The 26,947-nt window shown below is 47.8% G+C and carries 22 protein-coding genes and 1 pseudogene; 2 read left to right on the top strand and 21 right to left on the bottom strand.

Features of this window, described 5'->3' with window-relative positions; genetic code table 11:
- Positions 1-158 precede the first annotated feature (158 nt).
- Positions 159-2,096, bottom strand: coding sequence for an LTA synthase family protein (locus tag ACFVQB_RS03425; protein WP_379435014.1), 1,938 nt, complete (start codon positions 2,094-2,096; stop codon positions 159-161).
- Between the two features lie 104 nt (positions 2,097-2,200).
- Positions 2,201-4,471 (bottom strand): putative PEP-binding protein, encoded by a 2,271-nt coding sequence (locus ACFVQB_RS03420; protein ID WP_379435013.1) that lies wholly within the window; start codon positions 4,469-4,471, stop codon positions 2,201-2,203.
- 251 nt (positions 4,472-4,722) lie between these two features.
- Here ACFVQB_RS03420 and ACFVQB_RS03415 point away from each other — a divergent pair, with 251 nt between their 5' ends.
- Positions 4,723-5,100, top strand: a complete 378-nt coding sequence (locus ACFVQB_RS03415; RefSeq protein WP_379435012.1) for a VOC family protein — start codon at positions 4,723-4,725, stop codon at positions 5,098-5,100.
- Between the two features lie 78 nt (positions 5,101-5,178).
- On the opposite strand, the pseudogene ACFVQB_RS03410 reads toward ACFVQB_RS03415, so the two are convergent.
- The 19 genes and pseudogenes from ACFVQB_RS03410 to sbnA all read right to left on the bottom strand — a co-directional run.
- Positions 5,179-5,400: pseudogene (locus ACFVQB_RS03410) on the bottom strand (IS3 family transposase); the annotation flags it as partial.
- A gap of 107 nt (positions 5,401-5,507) precedes the next feature.
- Positions 5,508-6,071: a helix-turn-helix domain-containing protein gene (locus ACFVQB_RS03405; RefSeq protein WP_379435011.1), complete on the bottom strand. Its 564-nt coding sequence runs from the start codon at positions 6,069-6,071 to the stop codon at positions 5,508-5,510.
- Positions 6,072-6,272: 201 nt separating this feature from the next.
- Positions 6,273-7,187: an NmrA/HSCARG family protein gene (locus tag ACFVQB_RS03400; protein WP_379435010.1), complete on the bottom strand. Its 915-nt coding sequence runs from the start codon at positions 7,185-7,187 to the stop codon at positions 6,273-6,275.
- Positions 7,188-7,355: 168 nt separating this feature from the next.
- Complete coding sequence (locus ACFVQB_RS03395; protein ID WP_379435009.1) at positions 7,356-7,922, bottom strand: TetR family transcriptional regulator; 567 nt, start codon at positions 7,920-7,922, stop codon at positions 7,356-7,358.
- Positions 7,923-8,281: 359 nt separating this feature from the next.
- Positions 8,282-8,473: a hypothetical protein gene (locus ACFVQB_RS03390; protein WP_379435008.1), complete on the bottom strand. Its 192-nt coding sequence runs from the start codon at positions 8,471-8,473 to the stop codon at positions 8,282-8,284.
- The gene (locus tag ACFVQB_RS03385) at positions 8,409-8,594 is read right to left on the bottom strand and encodes a hypothetical protein (protein WP_379435007.1); all 186 of its coding nucleotides are present in this window, start codon (positions 8,592-8,594) and stop codon (positions 8,409-8,411) included. Before ACFVQB_RS03385 ends, ACFVQB_RS03390 begins: the two co-directional genes overlap by 65 nt.
- On the bottom strand, positions 8,587-9,279 hold the full coding sequence (locus tag ACFVQB_RS03380) for a 3'-5' exonuclease (RefSeq protein ID WP_379435006.1): 693 nt from the start codon (positions 9,277-9,279) through the stop codon (positions 8,587-8,589). The genes ACFVQB_RS03385 and ACFVQB_RS03380 overlap by 8 nt, the downstream gene beginning before the upstream one ends.
- A 46-nt stretch (positions 9,280-9,325) precedes the next feature.
- Positions 9,326-9,913 carry a histidine phosphatase family protein gene (locus tag ACFVQB_RS03375; protein WP_379435005.1) on the bottom strand — a complete coding sequence of 196 codons (588 nt, stop codon included), beginning with the start codon at positions 9,911-9,913 and terminating at the stop codon, positions 9,326-9,328.
- Positions 9,903-12,128 carry a class I SAM-dependent methyltransferase gene (locus tag ACFVQB_RS03370; RefSeq protein ID WP_379435004.1) on the bottom strand — a complete coding sequence of 742 codons (2,226 nt, stop codon included), beginning with the start codon at positions 12,126-12,128 and terminating at the stop codon, positions 9,903-9,905. The genes ACFVQB_RS03375 and ACFVQB_RS03370 overlap by 11 nt, the downstream gene beginning before the upstream one ends.
- A gap of 43 nt (positions 12,129-12,171) precedes the next feature.
- Positions 12,172-12,984 carry a phosphotransferase family protein gene (locus tag ACFVQB_RS03365; protein ID WP_379435003.1) on the bottom strand — a complete coding sequence of 271 codons (813 nt, stop codon included), beginning with the start codon at positions 12,982-12,984 and terminating at the stop codon, positions 12,172-12,174.
- Positions 12,985-13,061: 77 nt separating this feature from the next.
- Entirely contained in the window at positions 13,062-14,660 is a 1,599-nt protein-coding gene (locus ACFVQB_RS03360; protein ID WP_379435002.1) for a helix-turn-helix domain-containing protein, read from the bottom strand.
- A 45-nt stretch (positions 14,661-14,705) separates the two neighbouring features.
- The gene (locus tag ACFVQB_RS03355) at positions 14,706-15,713 is read right to left on the bottom strand and encodes a FecCD family ABC transporter permease (protein WP_379435001.1); all 1,008 of its coding nucleotides are present in this window, start codon (positions 15,711-15,713) and stop codon (positions 14,706-14,708) included.
- Entirely contained in the window at positions 15,710-16,711 is a 1,002-nt protein-coding gene (locus tag ACFVQB_RS03350) for a FecCD family ABC transporter permease (protein ID WP_379435000.1), read from the bottom strand. The genes ACFVQB_RS03355 and ACFVQB_RS03350 overlap by 4 nt, the downstream gene beginning before the upstream one ends.
- A 299-nt stretch (positions 16,712-17,010) precedes the next feature.
- On the bottom strand, positions 17,011-17,982 hold the full coding sequence (locus ACFVQB_RS03345; protein WP_379434999.1) for an ABC transporter substrate-binding protein: 972 nt from the start codon (positions 17,980-17,982) through the stop codon (positions 17,011-17,013).
- A 134-nt stretch (positions 17,983-18,116) separates the two neighbouring features.
- Positions 18,117-20,189 (bottom strand): IucA/IucC family protein, encoded by a 2,073-nt coding sequence (locus tag ACFVQB_RS03340; RefSeq protein ID WP_379434998.1) that lies wholly within the window; start codon positions 20,187-20,189, stop codon positions 18,117-18,119.
- An 18-nt stretch (positions 20,190-20,207) separates the two neighbouring features.
- On the bottom strand, positions 20,208-22,088 hold the full coding sequence (locus tag ACFVQB_RS03335) for an IucA/IucC family protein (RefSeq protein WP_379434997.1): 1,881 nt from the start codon (positions 22,086-22,088) through the stop codon (positions 20,208-20,210).
- A gap of 42 nt (positions 22,089-22,130) precedes the next feature.
- A complete protein-coding gene (locus ACFVQB_RS03330; RefSeq protein WP_379434996.1) occupies positions 22,131-23,354 on the bottom strand; it encodes a type III PLP-dependent enzyme in 1,224 nt (407 codons plus the stop codon).
- Positions 23,345-24,364 carry a 2,3-diaminopropionate biosynthesis protein SbnB gene (gene sbnB, locus ACFVQB_RS03325; RefSeq protein ID WP_379434995.1) on the bottom strand — a complete coding sequence of 340 codons (1,020 nt, stop codon included), beginning with the start codon at positions 24,362-24,364 and terminating at the stop codon, positions 23,345-23,347. The genes ACFVQB_RS03330 and sbnB overlap by 10 nt, the downstream gene beginning before the upstream one ends.
- Before the next feature lie 27 nt (positions 24,365-24,391).
- Positions 24,392-25,399, bottom strand: a complete 1,008-nt coding sequence (sbnA, locus tag ACFVQB_RS03320; protein WP_379434994.1) for a 2,3-diaminopropionate biosynthesis protein SbnA — start codon at positions 25,397-25,399, stop codon at positions 24,392-24,394.
- Positions 25,400-25,631: 232 nt separating this feature from the next.
- On the opposite strand from sbnA, the gene ACFVQB_RS03315 reads away from it, so the two are divergent.
- On the top strand, positions 25,632-26,933 hold the full coding sequence (locus ACFVQB_RS03315; RefSeq protein WP_379434993.1) for an MFS transporter: 1,302 nt from the start codon (positions 25,632-25,634) through the stop codon (positions 26,931-26,933).
- Positions 26,934-26,947: the final 14 nt, after the last annotated feature.

Genomic DNA, 26,947 nt, shown 5'->3' with positions numbered 1-26,947 from the left:
TCTGCGTTAGTGGCTGCACCTCCATTGTAACATTATTAATTACAGTTTCAAAGGTTATCTCCTTGTCATTACACGTTTCGATCTACGATGAATAAACAAATAACGCCACCAGCTCCTGAGCCAGTGACGTTATGGTGTTTCATACATATAAAATTCAATTACGGTGCACGTTTGGGCAACAGCTTTACATACTCGTCAGACAACTTCATCAAGCTGAGCACATGTTCATAATCGGAACGGTACGGCTCAATGTCGGTGACGGGTTCATACGTTTTTAACGAGTAGGCTGTTCCATCATCAAAGCCCGCACCCGGAATAAACATAATGTCATTATTCACAAATGAACCTGTCGGCAAGTAATACCGGATACCGAACGCATTGTGGTCCATATTAAGCAAATCATGTCCAAAGGCTGTGAATTTCTCATCCTTCAGAGAGACACCCATCAGGTTCATCACCGTGGGCAAAATATCCAACTGCCCGCCAGGCTGCTCTATGACTTGACCTTTTGCCTGTTTCGGCGTGTGGATCAGAAGCGGGATGTTGAAGCGACTTACGTTACCGTCATAGGGCACGCCCAGATTGGTCTGGATCTGCTGAGTAATCTCATCGTTTGCCGGCAGACCGAAATGGTCGCCATATATAACCAGTGTTGTGTTATCCCATAACCCGTTTGCCTTGAGTTCATTGATCAGCTGACCTACCGCATAATCCGTATAATTGATCGCTTGAAGGTAATCATACAGTAACGTATTGGTAATTGTGGCCGGGATGTTAATTCTCGCACGGTCCGCAGGAACCGTAAACGGCGAGTGGCTGGATGCTGTAATGAACTGAGCATAGAACGGCTGATTAGCAGCCTGATGCGCAGCCATTTTTTCCACACCTACACGATATAATTCCTCATCCGATGGTCCAAAATCATTAAACTTATCATTCTCGAAGCTAGGCTTGTCGAAGTACCGATTGAATCCAAGCGCTGGATACATTTTGTTCCGGTTCCAGAAGGTGACGTCATTGACGTGGAACGTTTCTGACTCATATCCTTCTTTGCCAAGCAGTTTTGGAAGACTTGGCAGATCACGGTCACTATACCCTGCTGACATCGGTACAACTCCGGTTGGGTAGATGGATGTATTCGACATGAACTCGGCATCCGACGTATTTCCCTGTCCGATCTGTTGGAAAAAATGAGAGAAATAATAGCTTTCTTTTGCCAGATCATTCAGAACCGGGGTTAATACCTGACCGTCGAGAGAAGCATTAATCGGGAAGTTTTGAAATGACTCCAGTTGGAGGACAATCAGGTTGCTTCCTTTAGCCTGACCAAAATATTTGGTTTTGATAGCCGTGCCCTGACTGGACTTATCCTGATACGGATACTTGCTAACCAGTTGATTAATCTTGTCGATGGTTTCGTTAATGTTGCCATTCGCAATGGCTTCATTCTCTTTGCTCGTCAGAATCGCCGATGACACCTGATAATTCAGGAAACCGAGATTTTCGGCACGAACCAGTTCATTATCAATCGTTTCCCCTTTGACAATGAAGCTGCCTGACAGCACGATGCAAAATGCAGCCGTAAGGGCTACACCCAACTTGCCCCAATACCGTCTCCGGCTTCTGCCGAAATGGAGTCCACTGTCGCGATAGCTGCTGTTACGAGCCGAGGCACGACGACTGCGCAAGATAAACCATACCGGCAGCGCCAGGACGATATCCACAAAAAACAGGAAGTGCTCAGGTCTTACCAAAGGTCCGATACTGCCCCTCACTTGGGCAACCTGGCCCAGTTCGCTGAGTGCCGTATAGGTGGGAACCGAACTGAAATGTACGTTATAGAGTGTCGCCGCGAACAATATCAGCGAGAACAATACATTGAAACCTGCGTACACTGAACGTTTCCAGGCTTTTGGCACGATCAGATCGAGGATGCATACCACGGTCAGGGCCCCCAATGCGTCAGTAACGAAACCGATGCCGGACAGACCCTGGAAAAAGAAATACCGCAAAAGCGACAGCTTCAGCAGCATAAGAATGAATAACACGGCAAATAAGGTCCGTGATGAGGTCCGCTCATTTTTGAAATTAAACATGGTCGCTTTCAACCCTTATCTGAAATTTTTACGTTCCTTTTACAAAACGCATATTTCAGTATAACAGTTTTGGGGTTGGTATTCCATGAGGGGATATGGAAATGTTACGCAATCGTCGATATATCGTCGTCCTGCCTGTTTTCATTTTGATCCTGCTTCGGGGCAAGGAGTGCCGCCTGTGCCGCAGCGATACGGGCAAGCGGTACCTGTTCTGGCAGACAGCTTACATAATCCAGACCAATACGGTGGCAAAAAGCAACGGAATCCGGATCAGCTGCATTCTCACCACAGATGCCTGCTTTTAGATGAGGTTTCCGAATTCGGCCCTGAACGAGAGCCATCTCTACCAATTGCCCCACTCCGTCAATATCCAGTACCTGAAATGGATTGCTGGGCAGTGAGCGTTGCGGATCAACAAAATGAAGGAACGGCTTCTCCGTATTGTGACGGCTGTAACCGAACGTCATCTGTGTCAGCTCATCGGTGCCAAACGAGAAGAAGTCAGCATAACGGGCGATAGGAGCTGCGGTCAGTGCTGCTCGTGGAACTTCAATTTGTGCGCCCACTCTGTAAAGACAATGACGTTTCTCCTCTCCAAGCACCTGGTCCGCTACATGATCTACCAGATCTCTCATGACCTGAAGTTCATTGGCATGACCCACCAAAGGGATCATAATCTCAGGCCGTACCCATAGCCCTTGGCGGATGCCCTTCACCGCTGCACGAAAAATGGCTTCAAGCTGCATATCGTAGATTTCCGGGAACACGCTTCCCAGTCGACAGTCCCGTTGCCCTAGCAACGGATATTGTTCATGCAATTCCAGCACTCTGCGGATTACACGATCAAGCTCCTGCACTTCACTGTTGTTATTCTCCAATTTCCTGAGAGCCAACTGCTGACGCTGTTCTTTTAACCTTTCAATATCAGGCAGCAGCTCATGCAGCGGCGGATCAAGCAATCGAATGGTTACCGGATAACCATCCATTGCTTCGAAGAGTTGTTCAAAATCAGCCTGTTGCATCGGCAGCAGACGCTGCAGTCCGCGTTTGCGCTCAGCTTCACTATCTGCCAGAATCATTTTCTGTACAAAAGGAAATCTCGAAGCAGACAACAACAGCTGTTCCGTTCGACACAATCCAATGCCTTCAGCCCCTAACGCGCGGGCCTTCACGGCGTCCTTTGGATGATCCACATTAGACAGTATTGTAAGCCCCTTCATTTCATCTGCCCATTCAAGCAGGAGCTGTAGCTCTGGTGATAAATTTGAAGATGCTTTCATCAATTCCGTCACATGCCACGGCTGGATACGCAATATTGCATCCTCTTTGGAGATTACGCCTTCATCCACGAGATCTACAGTACTCCTCAGCGTCGCCTGCGAGGTTAACCTGGATTCACTGATTTCCACCAGATACAGGGTCCCTGAATCCACAACAAATTGGATCTCCTGTACCTCTCTCGTGTGGGACTCCAGATAACTGCAAGCATCCTGCAAAAGATCATACACTTCCGGCTCTTCACTTCGTAGTTGTTCCAGTCCTTCATTCGAACGCCAGGAAGCAGCAGATGAAACGTAATCACCTGTCATGCCTCGTTCCCCGGTACCCGGATGACGAGAATATACCGTTCCGTTTCCGCTGCGATCACCACTCTCGCCATTGATCATCACCTGTATAAGTACAGCTGCTCCTTGATTTTCATCGGAGAAATGAGAAGGTTTGCGAAGAAGTTCTTGTTGTGAGTTGGGCCGTAGAACACGTTGTGAATCAGAAACTGCCCGCATCACTTCTTTTAACTGTAACTGCACATCCTGAGGGAAGGGATGATGTCCTCTCTCTTCTATTAAACGTTTATATTCCGCGATGGCGAATTCTAGATTCGCTTCATCGAGTATCGAGATGTCTTCCAATTTTTCTTCAAATAGGGCATACGGAATGTCGTGTACCAGTTGACCATAATCCTGCAATAAAATCCGATAACAATTAAGGGCATACTGACGATCATTCGTTTGCCTCGCGAAGCCCTCTACCGTCACATCATTCAGTCCTACATGAAGCAAAACATGGGATGCTGTATCACGGGAACACGTTTCACTTGACCGGACGGCAAGCAGCAGCGGTGCTAAGGAATCGCCAAAGAATTTGCCGGATTGCTTCTCAAGATGCTGAATTGCGCTGCCAATCTCTTGGGCTCCTTCAGCTGAAAGATGTTCAAGACGGGTACAGAATGCGCGACAGCCTTCCTTTGTTACAATGAACCCGGCCGGAACGGGCCAACCTGCCTGGAGCAACGCCGCAAGTCCAGCCCCTTTACTACCCATCAGCCCTTTCATCTCTGCCGTACCTTCTTCCAATAGAACTACCCGTTTTGTCATTACAGCGCTCCCATCTGCCATTACATGGCTGTGCTTAAAAGGCAATTCGGTCGCTCGAATTGTCCTTTATCTAATGGTATGTCGCAATGCGGCAGTCAAGGACATTTGCTTCCTCTTTTTGTGCGTGAATTGAAGTTGTATGGCGGGTGCTCATATATGGTAATATAAAGCTTGACTCAATCTAACAAGCTACATCCAAAGGCATACCTGCTTCAACCATGATTAACTACGTATATAAGGAGTGTAAATCAATGTTTACTCAAGTCGGGCAAATTATGTTGTATGTAAACGATCAGGACAAGGCTCTTCAATTTTGGACGGAAAAAGCAGGTTTCCATATCGTTAACGAAGTTAATGGGAATGGCATGCGCTGGATCGAGATTGCTCCTGTGAAGGGTGCCCAGACCACCATCATCCTGCACGACAAGGAATTCGTTGCCAAAATGTCGCCTGAATTAAACCTTGGCACACCATCTCTTATGCTTTTTACAGATAACCTGGATCACCTTTACACTCACTTATCCAATAAACAAGTTACGGTTGGGGAGATTGTAACGATGCCTGGCGGAAGAGTATTCAACTTTGCAGATGACGAAAACAATTACTTTGCGGTGATGGAGAAAAACTAATTCTTCTGGTTCACCTGAGGTAAGTTCACACACTAAAAAGCCCGTTCAGTAGTTGGTCAAGACCCCATTTTGTAGACATTATAAAAAGACCCTAGGCTGCAAACTGGCGTCGGTTTCTATCGGCGTCAGTTTTTTTAGTTTTCGTTGTGGCCGTTTTCGGTTGTAAAAACGGATATATTGTTCGATTTTGCTTTGTGCTTCGGCAAACGTTCAAATATGATAAGGATAGAGTCCTTCCGTTTTGAGATGTGAGAAGAAACTCTCCATAGAGGCATTGTCATAACAATTTCCTCGGCGAGACATGCAGATTCGGGCGCCAACCTTTTTTAGCAACTCATTCTCCCGTTTCAGGTGTTGCACATAGCGATCTTGATCCATGTATTCTTTCCGGCGACCTCGCTGATCCATCAGTCCGAACTCGCCTTCCATCTCTTCATTCGTACCGGGTCATGAATTCCCAAAATGTTCATTAATCTTTCGACATTGCATGGGGTTTGCCGCTGTCCAATGACCATGAAAAGCGTAATCGACCGCCTTCTTCGTCCAATCCGTCGGATAACCTTTACGTTCGGGAAACGATCGAACACCTCTCTTTCTTCAAGGTATGTCACTCGTTCATGCAGGTTGATCTGCTCAACACTGAAAATGAATTCGGCTTGTCGATACTGCCCCGGAGTCAGACCAGTGCTTCGCTTAAATGTATTAAAGAATGTTTGGTACGATTGAAATCCGCAACCAATCCCAATGTCGATAGTCGCATGATCGGTATAACGCAAAAGACTGGCTGCTTCGCTAATCCGGCGTTTGCGTACATACTCTTTGATAGGGTGGCCCGTCATCGCATAAAACAAGCGGTACAGATTTGGAACCGACATCACGGCTGCCTCTGCGATGTTTTCCAACGAAAGGGGCTCATAAGGATGTTCCTCTATATAGTCGATTCCCCGCTGGACTATTTCGGATGTCTCCATACTGGCCTCCTTTCAAGACCATTCCATCTGGAATAGATTATCGTTTTTTATCAAGAACAAATTCGAGACTATTTCGGCAAACACATATTCTTCCCCTCGAATCAAGGTATCTTACGAAGGGTCGAGTAGATCAGGGGAATTTCGCTCCCAGTCTACTCGACCCTTTAGCTTTTCGGTATCTGCTTGACCATCAACACAGCTTTAGTTAATTTCAAACCTATGTCTGTTCTCCTCAACCCATTCCGCAAAAGATTTAAGCTCAACGCCATACGCTCTTGTTTCCTGAATGTCGAAGCCGTAACCGGGCACTTCTTCTAACCACTCCATAAAATAAACCGTTCCTTCCAACATTCCGCGTTTCCGGGTTTCCTCATCGCCTGCGGTTTCGAAGACCACTTTTTTATCGAGAACGCGACTCAGCGTTTGCGCAATTTCCGTCAAGGAAAGTTCGTCGCTTGCGACATTAATATCCTTTCCATGAAACTTCTGCGGGTTCTCAAAAGCTGCGCGCGCAAATTTGGCCGTATCCTCCCCGGAATTCAATTTTAGAGGAGTATCTGCCTTCAACGTGCCAAACAAAACCCCATTTTTCAACTCCGGCGCCATAATGGCAGAGTTAGGCTCTACAAAATTTTCCATAAACCAACATGGATGCAATATGGTCCAAGCTTGAAAGCCTCCATTGCGGATGAGTTCTTCGATTTCGTATTTATTCTCCCAAGTCTGAGTCAAATATTTGTATTTATCCCACCGTGGAAACACATTGCTGCCGGCGACCGAGGTATGCACGATTTGTTCGATTTCGGCTTTTTTTGCCGCCTCGACCATATTTGCGGCATTTCGCGGTTCAACTGTCTGATCGTAGGGATCGGCGTACTGCACTGAGAAGATTGCCGATACATCGTCCATGGCAGATTCAAGCGATGCCGCATCAGCCAAGTCTCCCTGGATCAACTCCGCACCTTTAGACGCTATCGCTTGAGCAGCAACCGACTCCGGGTTCCGAGTCAGGATCCGTACGCGATGACCGTGCTTTAACAACTCGCGAGCTACGTTGCCGCCTTGTGTTCCTGTACCACCTATAACCAGTATCAATTTTGCTTTGTTGGGTTCCATATCTAACCTCTCCAATCCGAAGGAATATTCGAATTATATTGCATAAGGTAAAGAAAGTAAATACCGAGGTAAAGTTTTTATTGAAATAAATATTTAAAATAGTATCAAAAGACTAAAAAACGCCCCCTCTTTTGAGAGAAGCGTTACTTTTCACAATACCTATTTGGCTTACACAACCAGCAAAATTTCAAAACGTTTTCTGGTTTCTTCAAGAATATCGAAGCTGCCGCCCATTATGGCCCAATTCAGAATGACTCCATTGGCTATTATACACATCGAATCAAGCAAATCCTCTGCGCTCGCCGGATTTTTGATTTGACCCGCGTCTTTGGCCCGTTGTACCAACGTGGGAATAACGCTGCTCAATAGTGATGACTTGCCTTTATCGAGCGGAAGGGTCTGATTCCGAAGGTGGACCCTGTAATTTTCCTTCGTCAATTCGACTCCCAAACGAACCATGTGCTTCACGTAAATCTCCATGCATTTTATCGCCTGATCGGCGTAATCGATGACGGACAGAATGTCCAGTACATCATTGTTGGAGATCATATTGTCAAACGAAAAAACCTCGGAAATCAACTCATCCTTGGATTTGAAATGATAATAAAACGCGGTCTTGGTCACATTGATCTCTTTGCAAATTTGATTGATCGTAACTTGATCGAATCCATATTTATTAAATAACTGGATGCTTGCAGTCAAAATTGCTTCTTTGGTTGCCCCTCTTACGCTCATTTCTTCCCCCCCAACTCCTTTGCCATTATTATAAATCATTTTACTAAGAATTAATATTACATTACCATGGTAATGTTTTTAGTTATTTTAGTATTGACTTTGATTTGTCTTGGTAATATATGAATAATCTTGGAATAGACGTTACTGTCAAACCTAATTAATCGGCTCTAAGCGCGGTTCGCCCGTGTTGCGTATGCCTATGGAGTCATTTTTTGCAAGAGATCATCAATCTTCATTGAATTGGCTATCACGGCTCCCGATTGCCAGTGCGATCTTTCCATCAGGTACACATGTTTATTTTTAACGGCCGGAAGGGACTGCCACAACTTTCCGTCCAATATTTTGACCGTCACCCCCGCTTAACGCAGGCGTAATGTACCTTGTTGATAACGTTCAAGTAATTGCATAACAAATAAATCCTTCATTTCGTCCTGTAACAGAGCAGCACCAATCAACCCAATATCATCACTGACATATCCCGCCAGTTCAGGATCGCCCGCAAGAGCAATCGTTCGTTTGAAAGCCAGTTCCCTGCATCCATTCATCGGCAAATTCGGAAGCATCCCGTTGATCCAGATAGGCTTCCACATCCAGTCCTTCGAATGTCTGCTGACTAAGAATCCGCCCTTCATTCATATCAGCCAGCAATTTATCCGCATCCACTCTACTCATCTGGCTTCCCTCCTCCAATCGGTGCTGTTAAATACATCTCAGGAATCACAAAACGCTTCATCTCACGTTCCCTATCCGCAGTAAAATGTTCCAATACAAGATCCTGATATTCGTTCAGGACATGTTCAAATATACGAGCAATCACACCACAATCGGCCAAGGCATTGTGCCTGTGAATTCCGTCTGTATTCAGGTCATAATACCGGATCAGGAAATCGGTAGAGATAACCTCGGAGATTTCAGGATGAATATAAGTAAACATCGCTTTTGTATCCAAAACCGGATTGGTAAACATCGGCAGTCCATTCATATCACAATGTCGTTTCAAAATGGGCAAATCATACTCATAACCCGCCTGCGTGACTAATACCTTATCCCCGATGAATGCCAAGAAAGCGTGGTATGCTTCTGCGAACGAGGGAGCCTGGATCATATCCTCATTTGAAATGCCCGTTAACTTCGCCACCGCTTCTGGAATCGGTTTAGACGCACGTACAAGTGAAGTGAACGATGAATCTAATGATTCTCCTTTTTTGTAATACATCGCACCAAATTGAGTCACACTCTCCTCAGCCGGATCGATCCCTGTGCCCTCTAGATCAAATATGCAGTACGTTCGATCGTGCAATTCAGGGATTCTCAGCTCTTCAACAGTGTACGTATTCGGCATAAATATAATCTTCATTTGGCGATTTTCCCCCTTTCATCTATAGAACGCATATTTCAAAGAACTAAACCTGTTCCTGCCACAATCGAGTTACCTGGACCAACCTGCCTTCACGGTCAAACTCCAGTTTGTAGATGTCCGGCATCGTTGTATTTGCCCAGAAGTCATAACCATAGGACGGATCATAGTAATTGAAAATCAGGGTCATGATATCTCCATGGGTGCCAATCACTATTTTTTGTCCCGCATGCCTATCCAAAATTCGCTGTATAACAGCGATTGCCCGTGCCCCAGCTACTTCGCCAGATTCTCCACCTGAATAGGCAAATGCAGGATCATCATAAAGCCTTTGTTTGGCTTTCCGAAAATGTTCATGCTTCACTTCAGGACCAGACAGCTGGCGCTCACGCAAATCTTCTTCGGTGACCACAATGCCGCCTGACACTTCGGCTAATCCCTGAATGGTATCCACTGCCCGTCTGTAAGGACTGGAATAAAACAACTGGATCTGCTCCCGATGGAGCAAACCCGCAACGCTAGCCGCATCTCTTTTTCCTTGTTCCGTCAGACCTCGCTCGCGTTCCTTCCCTTCCATATATTCAGACTCTGCGTGCCTTACAAAATATAAAGCCGTGTTGGCTTCATTTGTCATCTGTCCGCCATTCCTTTCTTCTTTCAATCACAATCAGGCAGGTGCTGTCTGGCAAAGGTGCAGGTTGACCCTGTTCATCCATAAATAGTATTCGTTCTCCAAGCGCCTCCGTATATCCTCCCTGAAGAAAGTGTCGGAACGTTATAATCACGGCTTGATCACCCAGCGCTTCGCGAATACAGTCTTCATATGCTGACGGGGTAAATATGCCGAATTGCTCCTGAATTTCATGTACATACGCTTCTTCGCCCCAAGTATAGGTGTACAGAAATTCCATGGCATCATTGATATCCAACACCACCTCGTTCTCAGAGATTCGCTCGAATTCGATACTGCGTCCCTGGAAATCCTGCGCGTAGCGCTCCAGCCAAAGCATCCCGTCCGGTTCAAGGAAACGAATTCGGCGCTTCTGTGCTTCGGGTTCGGTCATAATGCCATCCCGGATCAGAATACGGCCCCCGGGGGACAACACATTAAACGAACTTCTCAGTACAGCAACGACGGTATCCCTATTAAATCTTCGTCCGTCACGTTCAATATACGAATACAGCTCATGCAGAATGGATGAAAAAATAATCGTATCCACCGTGCCTGACTGCACGTATTGATCCAGTTGAAGAGCATCCCCCTTCAATACTTGCCAGCGATGTGCCTCCCGCTGCTTTTTGCGCTCCAATGCCTCAATGACATTCGCTGAAATATCAATGCCGATTGGTTCCATCTCAGGTCGTTCCTGCTCAATCAGATCGAGCAATATTCCGCCGCCGGGACCGATATCGAGCACTCGTTTGCCAACCATATAATCCAGCAGTACTTTCTTGTAATCACCTGAGCTGTTCATGTCGGCCAGGTACGTCTCTTCATTATGGAATCGATCATATGCATCCCGTCGCAATCCGAACAGGTCAAATAACAACAGCACAGCCTTCTCATATAACGGAGACTTTTCTGCCTCAATACAGAACGCAATCAGCTTCTCGGCCGCCGGGGAAAATTCAAATGTCACAAATAACGTATCCCGTAAATTCGGATGCCGTTCAATTCGATGTATCAAGTGAGGATAAACGATTGTCTCACCAGCTTCAATCTGCTCCCATGAATATTGCTCCAGGTACTTTTCGATCATTCGTTTCTTGTAAATATTCAGTTTCTTGACACCCTTGTAATCGTAATACATCGTATTCATTAATGGTTCAAAGCTGATATGCCTCACAACATCCATTTGTTGCTCCATTGCTTCACTGTGCAGCGTCAAAAGGAAGATCTTAACCATCTCCTGCAACGAAAAATCGTGCAGCGCTGACTCCACATACCATAAGGTTCGATGAGCCAATGGAGCGAGTAGTTTATCCAAATCAAGCTCGGCTTGAAGTTTGGCATACGCTTCATCCATCGCTTCTCCTTGACGTATAGACGAGCTCCGCAAGCGTGACAGCCGTTCCTTCACATTCCAGTCTGTATGATCTGGTTCTGTAATGATCCAGCCTACGATACGATGCACTTCAGTCTGAACTTGATTCCATAGCGCTGGTTCAACGCCTGCAATGACGCATTCATTCAGCACCATCAGGATGGCCTGCAATTCATCTGCGGTCAGCCACCCTTGAGTTATGAACGAGTGCAGCGGGGCATTTTCGGCAAATGGGATTTCTCCTCTGATGTACTGACCAATAAGTCCGTGTGTGGCAATAAGGGTACGAATGATCTCATGCCGAGGTGTGGGTGAACCATGTGCAGTGTGTGCAGTTTGTGTACTACCACTTGGATCATCATTTGATAAATCACTCAGGGATTCCGACCGAGATGAATTTTTCTCCTCACGATGGTCTTGCTTGCCATGCAAATTTCCAACACTTCCGTACATGTCATATAACTGTGCTGAACCCACATTGTGCACGAACAGGTTAACCCCCTGTTTCTGCCATTTTCGCCGCTGTTTTGGTGATCCTGCCTTTGCCGTTTCCGACCAGACCAGCACATCCTCCAGAATTTCTCGCATCCAAAAAGAAACTTGAAGCTGCTCCAGCACCTGGAGTGTGCGTTCTACGTAATCCAGTACCGGATTCGTGCCTTTCAATTCAGCTATGGAATGAATGCGTTCCAGGTTAATATTCGGCTGCTCTGCCGCTGCCAGTAGCTGCAACCACGTTGGCTGCTCTTCCTCCGGGAGATGGCCTGTCTTGTAAGATTGTATGGCCTTTAATGCGTTCAGCATGGATTTCTTCACCTCGTTATCCTTGTTAGTTAAACTAAAAATGTCATTTCAGCAGACGAATACGATCCTGCACAAGCTTGATTAACTGATCCGCTTCCACTGCAGGTAACCTCTCGTCTAAACGTGCAGCCGCGACAGGCAGAATCCAGGCATCCAACTCCTGGCGGGATATCCCGGAAATCTGGATGTAATGCTTGATATAATGATCCAGCATTACATGGCGAGCCAATTCAAATCCCCTATGAACAGCTGGGTCTGTATCCTCCGGCAACGTGCCGCTCATTAATATTACCCAGCTTCGTGCCACATCACCCGCTGGATCACCCGACATGCCTGTCATCCAGTCTATAACCCAATATTGATCTCTCATTTCATTCAACATGACATTATCGGGATGAAAGTCGCCATGACAAATTTGCTTTCGCTCTGGAAGAGACGACAAATAAGCAATTACCCGCGTCTTATCCTCTTCTGACAATAGAGAGGTATTTCGAATGGCTCCAGTAAGAATCTGCTTTTGTGTGGGGAGTGCTCCTTCATCATCCTGCTGCACGTGAAGGCTATGATGACAGACTGCCATTTGACGCGATAGCTCTTCGATCAGCACGGGTTTCTGAATCATGAGGGATAACATCGTATTGCCTTCAATCCGTTCAAATATAATCCCTTTACGCGATACATCATCCATAAACAACCTTGCCTGTGGCACAGGTAAGCCCTTTTGGAATACTGCCTCGGTAATTCGAAACTCATTCTGGACAGCTTCGGTTGGAAAATCCGCATGGTATAATTTCATAATCTGATTTGATGGGTACTCATAAATCTCAGCCGTTCTTCCTTGCCCAATCCGTCTCATTCTTCACTCTCCCTGACATGAGTAGACTACCAATTGCAGTGCGCTCCCTGTTGAAAATGCTACCCGTTCAGCGCTATTTATCGCTGTTGATGTTCACCCACGGCTGCCATTAATTCATGCATGATTCGTTGTCTACCCAGCGGGGTCCAACTCATCACAAACCAATTGGGAATACGCTTAACTTTTCCATCCTTCACCGCCGCAATCTGGGGCCATACGGGCGTTCTGGTCAACTCGTCATACATTTTGTCACTACCAGCGAGAATATGATGATGATGAATTAACAGATGTTCCGTCTCCAATACAGGCATGGCCTCCGGTTGCAGCTCCATTCGCCACAGTTCTGCTGGTGCCTGATTGCCCGGGCGCAGACCAAGCTCGCCGTATACCAATTCATTGAGCGGATGATTCACCCTGCCCTGAATGCCAATCGTCCGGTGGCTCACTTGCATGATGGTGATCCGTTCCTGGCCCAGCATCCGGCGCAATGTCTGGCCTGTTGTCTCAATCTGCACATCCAGACGTGTCAGCATCTCCGCAGCCTCGCGTTCCCGGTTCACCAACTCGGCAATTTTCTCAAAGTTTCCTTTCCAGTCCCACACAGAGAAATCCAGAAATACAGGCGCAGCCGTTTGTTTGAACTGCTCTCTGAACGCTGTATGATAATGATCGGCGATGATCATATCCGGATTGGACTGCTCCAATTCCAGCAGTTGTTCGTGCAATTGTTCCGCATACTGCTCATTGCTCTGACCTGGATACTGGAATAAATCCACCACACAGACCGGCTCGATTCCAACGGATTTCAGATGGTCGTCGAATCCGAGCGAGGATGCTACAGCCACCTTTAACTTGCCTCGCTTCATATATAATGTAGGTGATACACCCACCATGCGCTGAAACATGCGACTAAAGTAAAATTCACTTCGAAAACCGACCGCAGCTGCCACTTCCTTCACTCGACTGTTCTTCATATTCAACATTTGCTTCGCACGGGTCATGCGTACATTGCTCAGGTACTCGACTGGCGGCAAACCGGTTTCACTTCGGAACAAACGTGAAAAAGCAACCGGCGGCATGCCACCTGCTGCTTCAGCCAGCTGTTCAATGCTTACTTTGTCCGTATAGTGCTGCTCCATATAAACGATGCTCCGTTCAACCCGTTCATCCATTACGGTACTCTGCTGTTCCGATTCATTCTTCATAATATTCTGGATCAATTGCTCTAACTGAATTCTCAAATTCAATGAATCCCGATTTCGTTCCTGCCCACTGTGATGATACAACTGCACGATCTGTTGAAGGATCTGTTGCGGATGATGCACGGGAATGTGCCCTGGTGAGAGTGCACCGGATAAGGACAAGGAAGGCAATGCTTCATATCTACCTCTGGTCTTGGTTAGCCGGATCGGTTCAAACCATATACCATAATATTCAAACGTACTGCCTTGTTCCGGGAATTCCACAATCATGCCAGGTACAAGCAAATATAACTGGAGAGGACGAACCTTCTGTAGCGCACCATCCAGTACAACACCCCCTTCGCCCTCTGTAATAAAGCATAATATGTATACAGGAACCCGAACATGTTTGGCTTGTCGGGTCATAGGAAACTTTCGTTTACGTACTGAAGATAAAAGATAGATTAGATTGGCTTCGTTCACATATGATGGCATGAAAAAATGCACCAGCCTTTCTTGCATTCTGAATCCTTTTCTTCATTATATCCCTCTGCGTCGTAACAGCAAATACATCATATATGGAGCCCCGATAATCGCCGTAATTAATCCGGCAGGAATCTCATACGGAGCAAACCATATCCGTCCTGCCAGATCTGCGAGCATGACGATCAGTCCTCCAAGCAACGCCGCAATCGGCAAGCGAACGAGACTCCGGCTGCCCGCCAGATGTTTTGCCATGTGAGGAGCCATTAAGCCAACAAAGCCAATCGTTCCTGCCATCGACACCGCAGACCCGGCGAGTCCTACACTCATCAGAAGGAACAACACACGCATGGTCTCCACCCGCAGACCCAACCCGGCAGCCGACTGGACATCCAGCAGAAACATATCGAGTCTTCTGGACATCCATATTAATAGAAGAAGCAGAATTAGCACCCACGGTAATAAGGGCCAAAAGTGTTCCCATGTTCGTCCGTATAAACTGCCTGCCATCCACACGGATGCCTGGGAGACCCGGAATATTTTGCCCACCGTCAGCAAATATGTGATTAACGCACCTGCCATTGCAGATATGCCCACACCAATCAGCAGCATGCGTACCGTGGAACTCGCCTCTCCTTTTCTCCATGACAATCCATAGATTACCGTGGCCGCGAGAAAGGCTCCAATGAAGGCAATCCACGGCATGTGCCGCATCGGAAAAGTAGGAACCAGCACCATGACGGCAACCACCGCCGCGGCCGCACCCGAATTCAAACCGATCACGCCAGGTGATGCCAGAGGATTTCTCGTAATGACCTGTAAAATTGTACCCGCCAATGCCAGACCGCACCCAACCAGAAAACCGGTCAGTACCCGGGGCAGCCTTAACTGATGAATCGTGAAGTGATATTCCTGATCTCCCCTGCCCATCAGACTGCGCAATACTTCTCCCGGAGGAATAGAGCGATCTCCCAACATTACATTAAGCACGAGCGCTCCAACATTCAACAGCAAGAGAATCAGAATAATGGTGAATGCACGTCTCTTTATAATAGAAGAAATCATATCGATCTCTCCTTTCTTTGGGCCAGATAGATGAGGAACGGTGCACCGAAAAAGGCTGTGACCACCCCAACAGGAATTTCCTGCCCAGGCAACACAAATCTCGCCCCAATATCTGCTGTGAGCAGCAGTAGTGCCCCTAGAACAGCAGAGTACGGAACTACCCAGCGATAGTCACTGCCTATGATCGATCTTGCAATATGCGGAACGGCCAACCCGATAAATCCGATGGGTCCGGCAAGTGCCACGGCACTGCCAGCCAGCAGAACAATGGCGATAATACAGATGATCCTAATCATCTTCATGCGCTGACCCAGCCCCTGCGCGACTTCATCTCCCAGACCAAAAATGTTCAATTGACTGCTCAATGAAAATGCACAGATGATGCCAATAATCAGATAAGGCAGGATCTGAATAAAAAGATCGAGATCCCTGCCTGTCAATGAACCTGCCAACCAGAAGCGCATCGTATCCAGGGATTGCTCATTCAGGATGAGAATGCCTTGTGTCAATGAAGCAAATAACAAATTTAATGTAGCCCCTGCCAGGACAAGCTTAACTGAAGATAAGGGTTGTCTGCCCGTGGAACTAAGAAGGAAAACCAGCACGCCTGCAACCGCCGCCCCCAACAGAGCAGACCATGCAAACAATTGCAGCGATGTCGTTCCCAGCCAAAAGGAAGCCAGCACCGCCGTAAGTGCAGCCCCATAATTAATGCCGAACAGCTCAGGACCTGCCAGGGCATTGCGGCTAATGGCCTGCATCAGGCACCCGGCCACAGCCAGTGAGCTGCCAACTACTGCGGCAATAACTGCTCTTGGCAGCCTGACGGTTTGAATAATCAGGTGTTCACGCGATCCGTCAAAGGCAAAGAACGCATCCACAACTGAACGCACTGGAATCTGTACGATGCCATACATGATGCTGAATAGAAACGCGAGAACTGTCAACACGATGATCGTTGCTAAACCAGTGATTTTAAACCTGGTGTTTGTGTTCATTTTTATACCTCCGACCTGCATACTGCCTATTTTATGTACTCAAAATATATTGTATAAATCACTTATAAAAACGGACTGTAAAAATTTTTCCTTCTATATATAATAGGGAAAGAATATAGACCACGAATATAGCGTGAAACGAGCCATATGCAGAAAAATCAGAAAAATTGGATCGTCACATTCGACGACCCAATTTTACAGTTAAGCTATGACCACTTGAAAGCATAATTGCAATCGATAATGTACTGATTTTCCAATCCATTGTCTCTGGAAAAGGTGCAGAATGTTTTGTTTTGCGTTTAGTTGGCTACATACGTGCTCAGGTCGTCCACAACCTTGTTTACAGCCTGAATGCCCAATCCACTCATCCAGTACTCCCAGTCTACCGGGTGCACCGCTTGATTTTGGACTCCTTTCAACGTCGCCCACAATTTACTTTTTTCCAGCTTGGCGAATGCATCCGGCTCACGGTTAAACCAGAAGATTACGTCACCATCAAGATCAGCAATCTGTTCTTCCGTAATATCCTTGGAGAAGCCTGCATCCTGCTGTGCTGCGGGACGAACAATTCCGGCATCTTCCATAATCGTACCTGCAAAGGTTTCTTTCAGATAGACCTGAATTTTGTCTTCACGCGGACGGAACAGCGATACTTCCTTGGCATCCTTGCCTGCAAGTGCGGACTTCAATTCCTCAATGCGCTGCTGATATGTATCCAACAGCTTCTTGCCTTCTTCCGGCTTGTTTACAGCATCGGCATGAAGCTGCAGATTTTCTTTCCACGTAACCCCGAGTGTTTCTACAAACACCGTAGGAGCGATTTGTTTTAACTGATCATGGATAGCATCATGTGTATCTTTATTACCAATGATCAAGTCCGGCTTCAGTGCATCGATAGCCTCAAGGCTTGGTTCATTTACCGATCCGATATTCTCAATACCTTCTGTGCCTTTCAGATAAGCCGGGTAAGGATCGCCTGCTGCCAGGATAGAAGGTGCGCCTACAGGTGTAATGCCCAACTCGAGCAAATTATCCAATGCCCCAATGTCCAGTACCACAATTCGACTCGCATTTGCCGGAACCTGAACCTCACCATATGCATCTTTGACGGTACGTGTATCTCCAGTATTGGCTACAGTTTCTTCTTGCTTTGGTTCCGTGGGAGCTGTTTCCGCTGCTGAACCATTGGCGGCACCCGATCCCGAATTTCCACAACCCGCGAGCACCAGCATCAGTACCGCCAACATAGCAAAATGTACCCATGGTTTCATTCCAATCCTCTTTCTCTCTACTTGCATTCCATCCAACCCCCTGATCCTATTTAATAACCTAATCAATAATGATTATCATTATTAAAACAATATCCCACAATTCCAGTTTCTGTCCATGCAATATTCTTTTGATCTCATATACTATTTTTTAATTCATCCTCATACAACCCATATTTATCCATAATCGGGTGCACCAGTGGATTCGGAACCTGATGAATGCGCAATTCATCATCTGGAAACAAACGACGCTTCGTCAATTGCTCTACTCCGATCTCAGGATCAAACAAGGAATACAATTCGTAACGTGTGTGAAATTCAGGGAAACGCTGTTGATAGTCGGTAATGATCTTACGAACACTGTTCCAGAAGGTCTGCTCTCTGATCTGGTAATGCTCGTGCATGAACAAAGCCAGTTCTCCAAGATTGATAAAGAAAAAGGCATCATGTATGAAATCCCGCACTTCTGTCGGTGCCTCCGTCTCCAGGAATGAATTACGGTTCACACGGCGGTGATATTCCGGTACCTCGACAAGCGCTGGACAGAGCTTTGGATCGGCAAGTGCCTCTCTTGTAAATCGAATTCCATCGTGAAAATCCTTCAGGGCAATGCGCGAGGGCCTGCCTTCCCGGTGAATAAGCAGCATATTCTGTGCATGAGATTCCAGGGCAATCCCATGAGCGAACAACCAGTGAATGAGCGGTCGTACCGAAGTCAGCAGCAGCTCGGACAGCCATTCATCAGCACCCAGCTTTTTCACCCAAGGATCAATCACCGGCCGCCCTGCATGGTCCAGTGTAGCCAATGCATTAAACGGAATCGCTGATTCACCCGGTTCCAGTCGGGAATGTACACTTTCCCTCCAAATGCAGGACAGCACGCCATATGAGAGGGGCTTCAAAGCATCCGGTATCTGGGGATTGTCATATGCAACGCCTGCAATCTCTCCCAGAAGAATGACACGCAGCTCATCCCTCAGGTAGGGATCTTGCTTGCTAATTCCCTGCAGCCAGTCGGTAATGCGAGGTGCATTCTCCACCGTATGTGGGGCGATCACCCTGCCTGTAGACGTATTGATCATACTGAGCGACAGCTTCAAGTACGGTGAATGAGGACGTGATCGGTTAGCTAGCGTGCGGATCGACTGTTGAGCCGTATATCGGTCTTTGCTGCTACCAAGCAGTACGATGCTCCTGTTACGAATGTCTTCTGCAAGAACGGAACTGATCGTAGTTCGCCATTGCCACGGATGGACTGGCATCATCACATACGCTGCCGGATCAGCGCCCATTTCCTGTAGTGAAGTGAGGAACTGTTCCAACACTTGTTCGCCAAGTTGATCCAGAAGCCATTCCCTTGTAGCCGGTCCATGTTCATTCGCGCCATGACTTATCCGTGCGTATTGCTTATGAATTCCGACCCATATCGGTCTAATCCATCCTCCGAACTCGGGTCCATATTCAAGCTGATCTTCAATTTGGAACCCAATACGGGATTTATAACTCGGATGGTATGGATGACCTTCGATAATTCCACTTTCCCAATCCTCATCGGGAAGAGCATGTAGATCCGTCTGCCGCTCAGCTCGTACATATCGCGCCAGTGTGTCATTGATCAGCGTCTGCTCCAGTTCTTTAACAAAATGCAGCAGCTTCCCTTCATCCGCGCCTATCGCTGGTCCAACTTCCAGCAAAAATAGAGAAATCGACCCCGCTTCTTGCCCAATTGTAGTTCCAGGCTGAATACGTTCTCCCTTTTGGATGCAGCACCTTTTTGAAGCTGGGATATCATCCACATAGACACGTCTTGTAATCGGTTCATGGTTCAGCCGCAAACGACCAAAGGTAAGATGCCTTGTTCCCCTGCATTTGTAGATAACCCGTTCGCCGTTCAGACCAAGACCCTCCATTTCCCAAACGTTGAACCCCTGCTCCTCCTTTGAGGTATATTCCATAACACCTTCGTACATCAAGGATTCAACCAACTGCCTGAATATGCGTCTGCGTGCATCGGTATAGTGCTGTGAAGACAGAGCTGCGATGTACAGCTTTCTTTGCTGCTCTTGCCAATGCTCCTTCTCCACTGCAAGTCTAGAACTTGCAACACCATTTCCTGAGTGACTAGATGATTCCTCCATGCAAAAAGGTTGTCTATCCTGATCCTCGTCATGGCTCTGATATTCAGATATTCTCGTTCTTTCCATGCGCATGCAATCCTCCCCTCCTGATTAATCCTGCCGCACTGGCCTGTAGACATGCAGTGGATTACTTACCCGGTGCACACAATCCCCCGGCCCTTCATGAATTCGCCGTCTGGTCAGTTGTTCCACTTCAATCTCGGGTGCAAAAACGTCAAACTGTTCAAATCGCGCCTGTAACTCTGGGAACCGATCCTGGTAATTCAAAATCACTTCGGCCGCCATGCGCCACCATTGCTTTTCGCTCAAGACAAAATGCTTCTCCAGGAAAAATGCCACTTCGGTCAGGTTGATAAAAAGCAACGCGTCCAACATAAAGTCCTTCACCTCGGAAGGGTCTTCCTTCTCCACAAACGAATTGCGATTCACCCGCTGATGGTTGGCAGGCGGATATTCAATATCCGGGTATGCAAGCGGGTGAGGAATGGATGGGCAGTAACGGATTCCGTCATGGAAATCCTTAAGAGCAATCCGGCTGGGCCATCCCTCTTTCAACACGATGATCATATTCTGTGCATGCGATTCCAGTGCAGCTCCATGTGCGTACAGCAGATGTATCAGGGGTACCACCGCAACCTTCAGCAATTGCCGGGCCCAGCGATCCAGGCCATATTCGCTTACCCATGGTTTAATAATCGGAGTGCCCTGCTGATCGAGATAACACAAAGCATTGAATGGCAAAGCATCTTCTCCTGCCATCAAGCGCGGATGCAGGCTTTCCCGCCAGATCGCCCCGAGTGATCCGTATATTTTTTGCTCCAGCACATTGGGCAGTTTCTGGTGATGGTACGATACCCCCGCAATCTCCTTCAGCACTATCAGACCAAGCTCATCTTGCAAAAATGAATCTTCCGCAACCACACGACCAAGCCAGTCCGAGATACGGGCCGCATTCATGATCGTATGCTGTGCCAGAATTCGTCCGGATGACGTATTCACCATATTCAACGGCAGTTTGACGTACGGTTTATCGCGATGACTCACATTCGACAATGTGCGAATGGATTGTTGGGGACGATACGTGTCTCCTGCTTGGCCCAGATACACAATCTCCCCTGTTCGGAGCTGCTCCGCACACGCCACTGAAATAATTCGCTCCCACTGCCAAGGGTGCACGGGAACAAATACATATGCATCCACACTTGCATCCCCATCCGTATTCACTCTCATCTCGGCATCGACAATGGCATTGGAGCTCCATTTCAACTTCTCACTCGAGATAGCTTCGTGCAAAATCAACTTGAATGCCTGCAGTTCCTCTCCCAGCTCGATATGGATAAACTCTGCATAGGTGTCCAGCGAGGAGGAAATGGATATTTGGGCTGCATCCTGTTTCATCGCAATCCAGACCAGCTTGAATTCGGGTCCGAACTCCGGCCCATAGGCTTCATTGTCAGAGAGCGTGAATCCAACTCTGGATTTGTAACAAGGATGATACGGATGCCCTTCAATCAGGGCGGATTCCCACTCGTCATATTCAGATACCCGCGGTTCGGGCTGAACAGAACGCCATCGCACGGACAGTGTGTCCTTCAAATGGGTTTGCTGAAGCTCATCCATGAATTGCGCCAGCTGAGCTTCGGATGTGGGAATATGCGCAGCAATTTCCAGCAGGAAGCGGGGGATGGAATCCGCCTCTGCTCGTTCTTCTGATGTTATCCGCATAATCGGTTTATCTGACAATCGAATGCGGTCAAAGCTCTCTTTTCGTACAGCCCAAAAGGTGTATTGCACCTTCTCTCCTGTCTCCGTCTCCCCTCGCAGTGTATACTCTTGCTGCGCTTGATGCCGAATCACCGGTTCACTCAAGATTTGCTCATACAGAAACGACTCCACCAATTGCCTGAAAATACGTCGCCGCACCCGTATCCACTCTTCGGACCTGACCAACGATGCTGTTAGACCGTTCATAAGACACCTCCCATGATTGCACTGCCTCCAACCGTTCATGTGTTACTGCAAATAAATGTGCTGCGGATGTGGATGACTCAAAAAGTCATGATGCGAGATCGCCCACCCGTAAGCGCCCGCGAAGTGGAACAGCAAAATGTCTCCTGCCCGAACTCTGCCTGACGTAATATCACTTGCCAAAATATCTTTCGGAGTACATAACTGGCCTGCCACTGTAAAAGCGGCTTCCTTCACCTCGGGTCTGTCATACGGATGCGTCCAGTTCTCCACCTCAATCACCTCAAACGGATGACTGTGCTGCCAGGAAACGGGCAGGCGGAAATGATGTGTACCGCCGCGCACGATGACATAGGTTTTGCCGTGGTTGACTTTAACGTCCAGCACCTCGGTTGCATAATACCCACTTGATGCAGTGAGGTAACGCCCACACTCGAACAATAAAGTCGTTTCCGAAGGCAGTTCCTTTTGCAATACCGGTGCGATCCCATTCACAAATGTGTTCCAGTCGAACTGTTGCTCCAGATGCGCATAGTTCACACCAATTCCACCCCCAGCATTCAAATACCGCAACGTGAATCCATATTGCCTCGCCCAATCCCGCGCGATCGTGCAATAATACTCAACCAATTTCACATGCTGCTCCGCATCCAGATTGTTCGAAAGGGAGTGAAAATGAAACCCTTCGACCTGAATATGTGGCAAATGTCGGAGCTGGTTCATGACTTGCGGCAGCACAACCTCGTCGATCCCGAACTGGGTCGGACGACCACCCATCGCCAGTGTCGCCTGCGGCAGTGGACCCTTCAGGTTAATCCGCAGCAATACGGATATCCGAACGTCATTTTGACTGGCAATCTCGTTCAGCTTGTTCAGCTCGTGCATACTCTCCACATGAATAAGCTGCACTTTATGCTCTATTGCTCCCCGAAGCTCGGCTTCCGTCTTGCCTGGTCCACCGAACAGAATCGGAATATCCGCAGAGATTTGTCTCACCTTCACGATCTCGCCCAAAGATGCCACTTCGAAACCATGCACCACCGGTGCCAGCGCTTGAAGCACCTCTTCTTCCGAGTTGGCTTTGATGGCATAGAACAGCTGGCTGGACTCCGGCATGGATTGTACACGTTGACGCACATGAGCGACGAGTGCTGTTACATCCCGGATGTAGGCACATACCGGTTCGGTCTGCTGTTCTTTCAGTGCCAATAGGTGCTCACGAACTCTTTTGACCTGAGGCATACGCCATGTATTCAACTCTATAACCATAAGCGAGTGCCCTTTCCTTGTTCAACGGCTCTTGTGTACATCTCTGCCGCACTGGAAATATCCTCAATCGCCATCCCCATCGGGTTCAGCACAATAATCTCATCCTCATGTTCGCGTCCTGGCTTTTCCCCAATCAGGATCTCGCCGAGTTCAGCGTGAAGCTGCTCACGGGAGAATTTGCCTTCCAGCACCAGCTGATTAATAATCTTTTTCTCCCGGTTGGATTGATCCCAGTCGTCCACGACCACTTTGTCTGCCTGCGTAAATACATCCTTGTGCAAATCCATGATCGAGATGTTGCTGACAAATGTACCTTTGGCAATCCATTCATATGGAATATGCGGCGATGAGGCTACCGTAGCCGTTACGAGTACATCCGCTTGTCGTACCGCTTGTTCTGACGAATCTTCCACCAGCACTTCAACCTGATCAAAACGCGAACCAATTTCATCGGCAAGCTGGCGGGCCGTATCGGCATTCAGGTCATACAGATGGATGGTCCGAATAGAGTCAAATTGTTCAAGCAGTGAGATAATCTGCATTCTGGCGATCACCCCGCAACCAATCACGCTCACTGTATGGAATCCTTCTCTGGCTAAATACTTTGCCCCGATAGCTGTAACCGCAGCTGTGCGCATCCCGCTGATGACGCTGCCTTCCATCACCGCCACCGGATAATTGCTTTCAGGATCATTGAGGATAATAAGAGCGCTTGCACGTTCCTTATGACGCTTGACCGGATTATCATGTTTGCTCCCAATCCACTTGAGACCACTGATCGCTACATCGCCACCTACATACGCAGGCATCGCAATAATGCGATCGGCAATATGGCTGCTCTCCTCGTTAACCCGCAGATAAGGCTTCAACGGCTGCACGATATCCCGCTTGGCATGAAGCTCCAGTGCACGGGTTACTGCTTTGACATATGGCTCTGAATACAGCCCTCCCAGATCTATAATATCCTGTTTACTCATATACAAAAGGCTATGATCCTGAACGGTACTCATATCTGATCTCTCCTCCGAGATAAATTTTTATATACTCTTGATCATTTGGCTTGGCGGCAATTGTTTGACCCATTGCTCGTCATATACACTGTCCAGATAACGTTCTCCTCGATCTGCGAAGACAGTAACCACCTTGGCTGAAGGCCGCAAGGTTGGAACCAGTTTTTCCAGTGCAGCAACCAGTGATCCAGACGAACCTCCAGCGAAAATGCCTTCCCGTTCCAGCAGCTTCTGGCATCCCAGCACAGATTCCCGATCATCCACATGAATAACTTGGTCAATCTCGTTTGGGCTGAATAACTCAGGGACCCGGTTGGCGCCGATACCCGGCAGTTCACGCTGACGGGATGGTGTGCCAAAAATGATCGAGCCGACTGCATCAACGGCTACGATCCGCGCATGCGGATTTGCCTCTTTCACGCGGCGGGATATGCCCAGAATGCTTCCAGTCGTACTCACTGCACACACCAGTACGTCTATCTGTCCTTCCATCTGCTCCACGATCTCCTGACCTGCACCATGATAGTGAGCTTGCCAGTTCAAAGGGTTGGCATACTGGTTGATCCAGTAACCTGCCGGGTCTTGACTGGCTAATTCCTTGACCCTGCGAATGCGGGCTTGCAAATAACTTCCGTGTTCGTCAGGTTCAGTCACCATGTCAACCTGTGCCCCGAGGTAGGTTATCATTCTCAGATTCGTCGATGTGATTTTCGGATCAACCACACAGGTGAATTTCAGTCCATATCGTTTGGCGGTTAATGCGAGACCAATTCCCAGATTTCCTGAAGTGCTCTCGATGAGATGCGTATCCGGTTTGATCGTTCCGTCTCGCAGACCCTGCTCGATAATGTATCGTGCAGGTCGGTCTTTCATGCTGCCGCCGGGGTTCATCATTTCCAGCTTGGCATACACCGACGGTCCTGAAGATCCAAACAGGGAATTCAAGCGAACCAGTGGTGTTTGACCGATACAATCGATAATGGAATCCGCAACTTTAAGCGAGCGATCCTTGATTTGCAGAGTACTTTGTTCCATGTGTTTACACCAGCTTTCTGGGCATATTGTTGTCCAAAATCGTTTTATTGATAATGATTATCATTTTCAAAATTGGACACAGGGCCTATTATGCATATCCTTTTTTTTCCTGTCAACACTAAATTTTTTGGAAAGTTTTTGAAAAAATTAAGATTGACATTGAGAATCATTCTTGATAATCTGATCAGCAATTGGTTTCAAATTGCCAAAATCAAGGTGGTGAAGTGAACACATGATGTCTCAGATGGCATGGAAACAGAGCGTCCGCATTTTGTGGGGTGGACGGTTTCTTTCCAGTGCCGGGCTGACTGGAATCAGCCCTTTTATACCGTACTACATGGAGCATCTGAACGCGGGAACGCCGGAAGAAGTGCTGCTGTGGACAGGTCTGTCCGTATCTGCACCTGCTCTGTCCTATGCTCTGCTGACTCCCTTTTGGGGTAAGATCGGAGATCGTTGGAGTCGAAAATGGATGGTTGTCAGAGCGCTGGTCGGACTGGCCCTTAGCATGTTTCTAATGGGCATTGCCCAGACGCCCTTTCAATTCTTTTTGTTCCGTCTATGCCAGGGGGCTTTCGGTGGCATATCCGATGCGAGCAGTGCGTTTGTGGGAACCCATGCCCCTGACCAAAAGCAGGGATCTGCGCTCGGACAGTTGGAGCGGGCATCGGCAGCAGGCCTGCTCGTTGGACCACTGCTTGGAAGCATATGTGTAAACACGTGGGGAAGTCGTCCGCTATTGTTCATTACGGCCTCGTTGACATTGAGTTTTGCTGTGCTTGCCGCACTCGTATTAACGGGGGCGACGACGCATCGGACCCGTATGGCCAAGAACAATAATCAAGTATCTCCTGTGGTACAGCAGCAGCCTTCAGCAGCTATGTCGAATAACCGTGGAAAAAACAGGAACAAGAGCGGAATTATCCATGCCTTCGTTTCGCTGGTTACACATCCTATTGCCCGAAGACTCGTTATCGCAGGCATCATTTTCAAGCTCGCAGATTTTGCAACGTTTACGATGTTCACCCCGTTTATTCGTGAAATCGTCCCTTCCTCAGGTGCAGCAGCGCTTACGGTCGGGGTTCTGCTCGCAATGTCATCGGTTGGCGAACTGGTTGGCGCATCGTGGTGGGGGAAGCGAAACGATCGTTACTTACCCGAACGTAATCTCCGGCTGGCTGGTTTGTTATGCGGCTTGTGCCTGCTTGCACATACGCTGCCACTCGGGGTGGCCTGGCTGTTGGTTGTACGTTTTCTACAAGGATTCTTCTACAGCGCCCTATTGCAGACGGTCATGCTCAATGTGCTGAAATCCTCCACCGATCAGGATCGGGGCGTGCGCATTGGAGCTACCAACAGCATGTTAATGGCTGGTCAGATTGTCGGACCGTCCATCGGGGTTTTAATCGGAGGTGTCTGGGGAATTCCAGCGGTATTTCTCGTCATGGGGACAGTCATGCTCGCCGCTTCGCTTGCTGTACGCCGTCCAGCGGTTCATGAGCCAAAAGCTCCCGTACAACTCCCGCTCCAATAATTTGTGAAAGGATG

This window comes from Paenibacillus sp. NPDC057886 (assembly GCF_042796655.1).
In the GTDB taxonomy this organism is placed as follows: domain Bacteria; phylum Bacillota; class Bacilli; order Paenibacillales; family Paenibacillaceae; genus Paenibacillus.
Note: the sequence above shows the minus strand (reverse complement) of the source record. Positions and strands in the feature narration are given on the sequence as shown.

Excerpts from the sequence above, each read along its gene's own strand:
- ACFVQB_RS03405 (WP_379435011.1), bottom strand. The coding sequence starts at position 6,071 with ATGGAGACATCCGAAATAGTCCAGCGGGGAATCGACTATATAGAGGAA.
- ACFVQB_RS03360 (WP_379435002.1), bottom strand. The coding sequence starts at position 14,660 with ATGCCATCATATGTGAACGAAGCCAATCTAATCTATCTTTTATCTTCA.
- ACFVQB_RS03330 (WP_379434996.1), bottom strand. The coding sequence starts at position 23,354 with ATGGTTATAGAGTTGAATACATGGCGTATGCCTCAGGTCAAAAGAGTT.
- ACFVQB_RS03355 (WP_379435001.1), bottom strand. The coding sequence starts at position 15,713 with ATGATTTCTTCTATTATAAAGAGACGTGCATTCACCATTATTCTGATT.
- ACFVQB_RS03350 (WP_379435000.1), bottom strand. The coding sequence starts at position 16,711 with ATGAACACAAACACCAGGTTTAAAATCACTGGTTTAGCAACGATCATC.
- ACFVQB_RS03395 (WP_379435009.1), bottom strand. The coding sequence starts at position 7,922 with ATGAGCGTAAGAGGGGCAACCAAAGAAGCAATTTTGACTGCAAGCATC.
- sbnA (WP_379434994.1), bottom strand. The coding sequence starts at position 25,399 with ATGGAACAAAGTACTCTGCAAATCAAGGATCGCTCGCTTAAAGTTGCG.
- ACFVQB_RS03375 (WP_379435005.1), bottom strand. The coding sequence starts at position 9,913 with ATGACAAATGAAGCCAACACGGCTTTATATTTTGTAAGGCACGCAGAG.
- ACFVQB_RS03335 (WP_379434997.1), bottom strand. The coding sequence starts at position 22,088 with ATGAACGGTCTAACAGCATCGTTGGTCAGGTCCGAAGAGTGGATACGG.
- sbnB (WP_379434995.1), bottom strand. The coding sequence starts at position 24,364 with ATGAGTACCGTTCAGGATCATAGCCTTTTGTATATGAGTAAACAGGAT.
- ACFVQB_RS03425 (WP_379435014.1), bottom strand. The coding sequence starts at position 2,096 with ATGTTTAATTTCAAAAATGAGCGGACCTCATCACGGACCTTATTTGCC.
- ACFVQB_RS03385 (WP_379435007.1), bottom strand. The coding sequence starts at position 8,594 with ATGAGTAGAGTGGATGCGGATAAATTGCTGGCTGATATGAATGAAGGG.
- ACFVQB_RS03345 (WP_379434999.1), bottom strand. The coding sequence starts at position 17,982 with ATGAAACCATGGGTACATTTTGCTATGTTGGCGGTACTGATGCTGGTG.
- ACFVQB_RS03400 (WP_379435010.1), bottom strand. The coding sequence starts at position 7,187 with ATGGAACCCAACAAAGCAAAATTGATACTGGTTATAGGTGGTACAGGA.
- ACFVQB_RS03415 (WP_379435012.1), top strand. The coding sequence starts at position 4,723 with ATGTTTACTCAAGTCGGGCAAATTATGTTGTATGTAAACGATCAGGAC.
- ACFVQB_RS03340 (WP_379434998.1), bottom strand. The coding sequence starts at position 20,189 with ATGCGCATGGAAAGAACGAGAATATCTGAATATCAGAGCCATGACGAG.
- ACFVQB_RS03365 (WP_379435003.1), bottom strand. The coding sequence starts at position 12,984 with ATGAGACGGATTGGGCAAGGAAGAACGGCTGAGATTTATGAGTACCCA.
- ACFVQB_RS03380 (WP_379435006.1), bottom strand. The coding sequence starts at position 9,279 with ATGAAGATTATATTTATGCCGAATACGTACACTGTTGAAGAGCTGAGA.
- ACFVQB_RS03370 (WP_379435004.1), bottom strand. The coding sequence starts at position 12,128 with ATGCTGAACGCATTAAAGGCCATACAATCTTACAAGACAGGCCATCTC.
- ACFVQB_RS03315 (WP_379434993.1), top strand. The coding sequence starts at position 25,632 with ATGATGTCTCAGATGGCATGGAAACAGAGCGTCCGCATTTTGTGGGGT.
- ACFVQB_RS03420 (WP_379435013.1), bottom strand. The coding sequence starts at position 4,471 with ATGACAAAACGGGTAGTTCTATTGGAAGAAGGTACGGCAGAGATGAAA.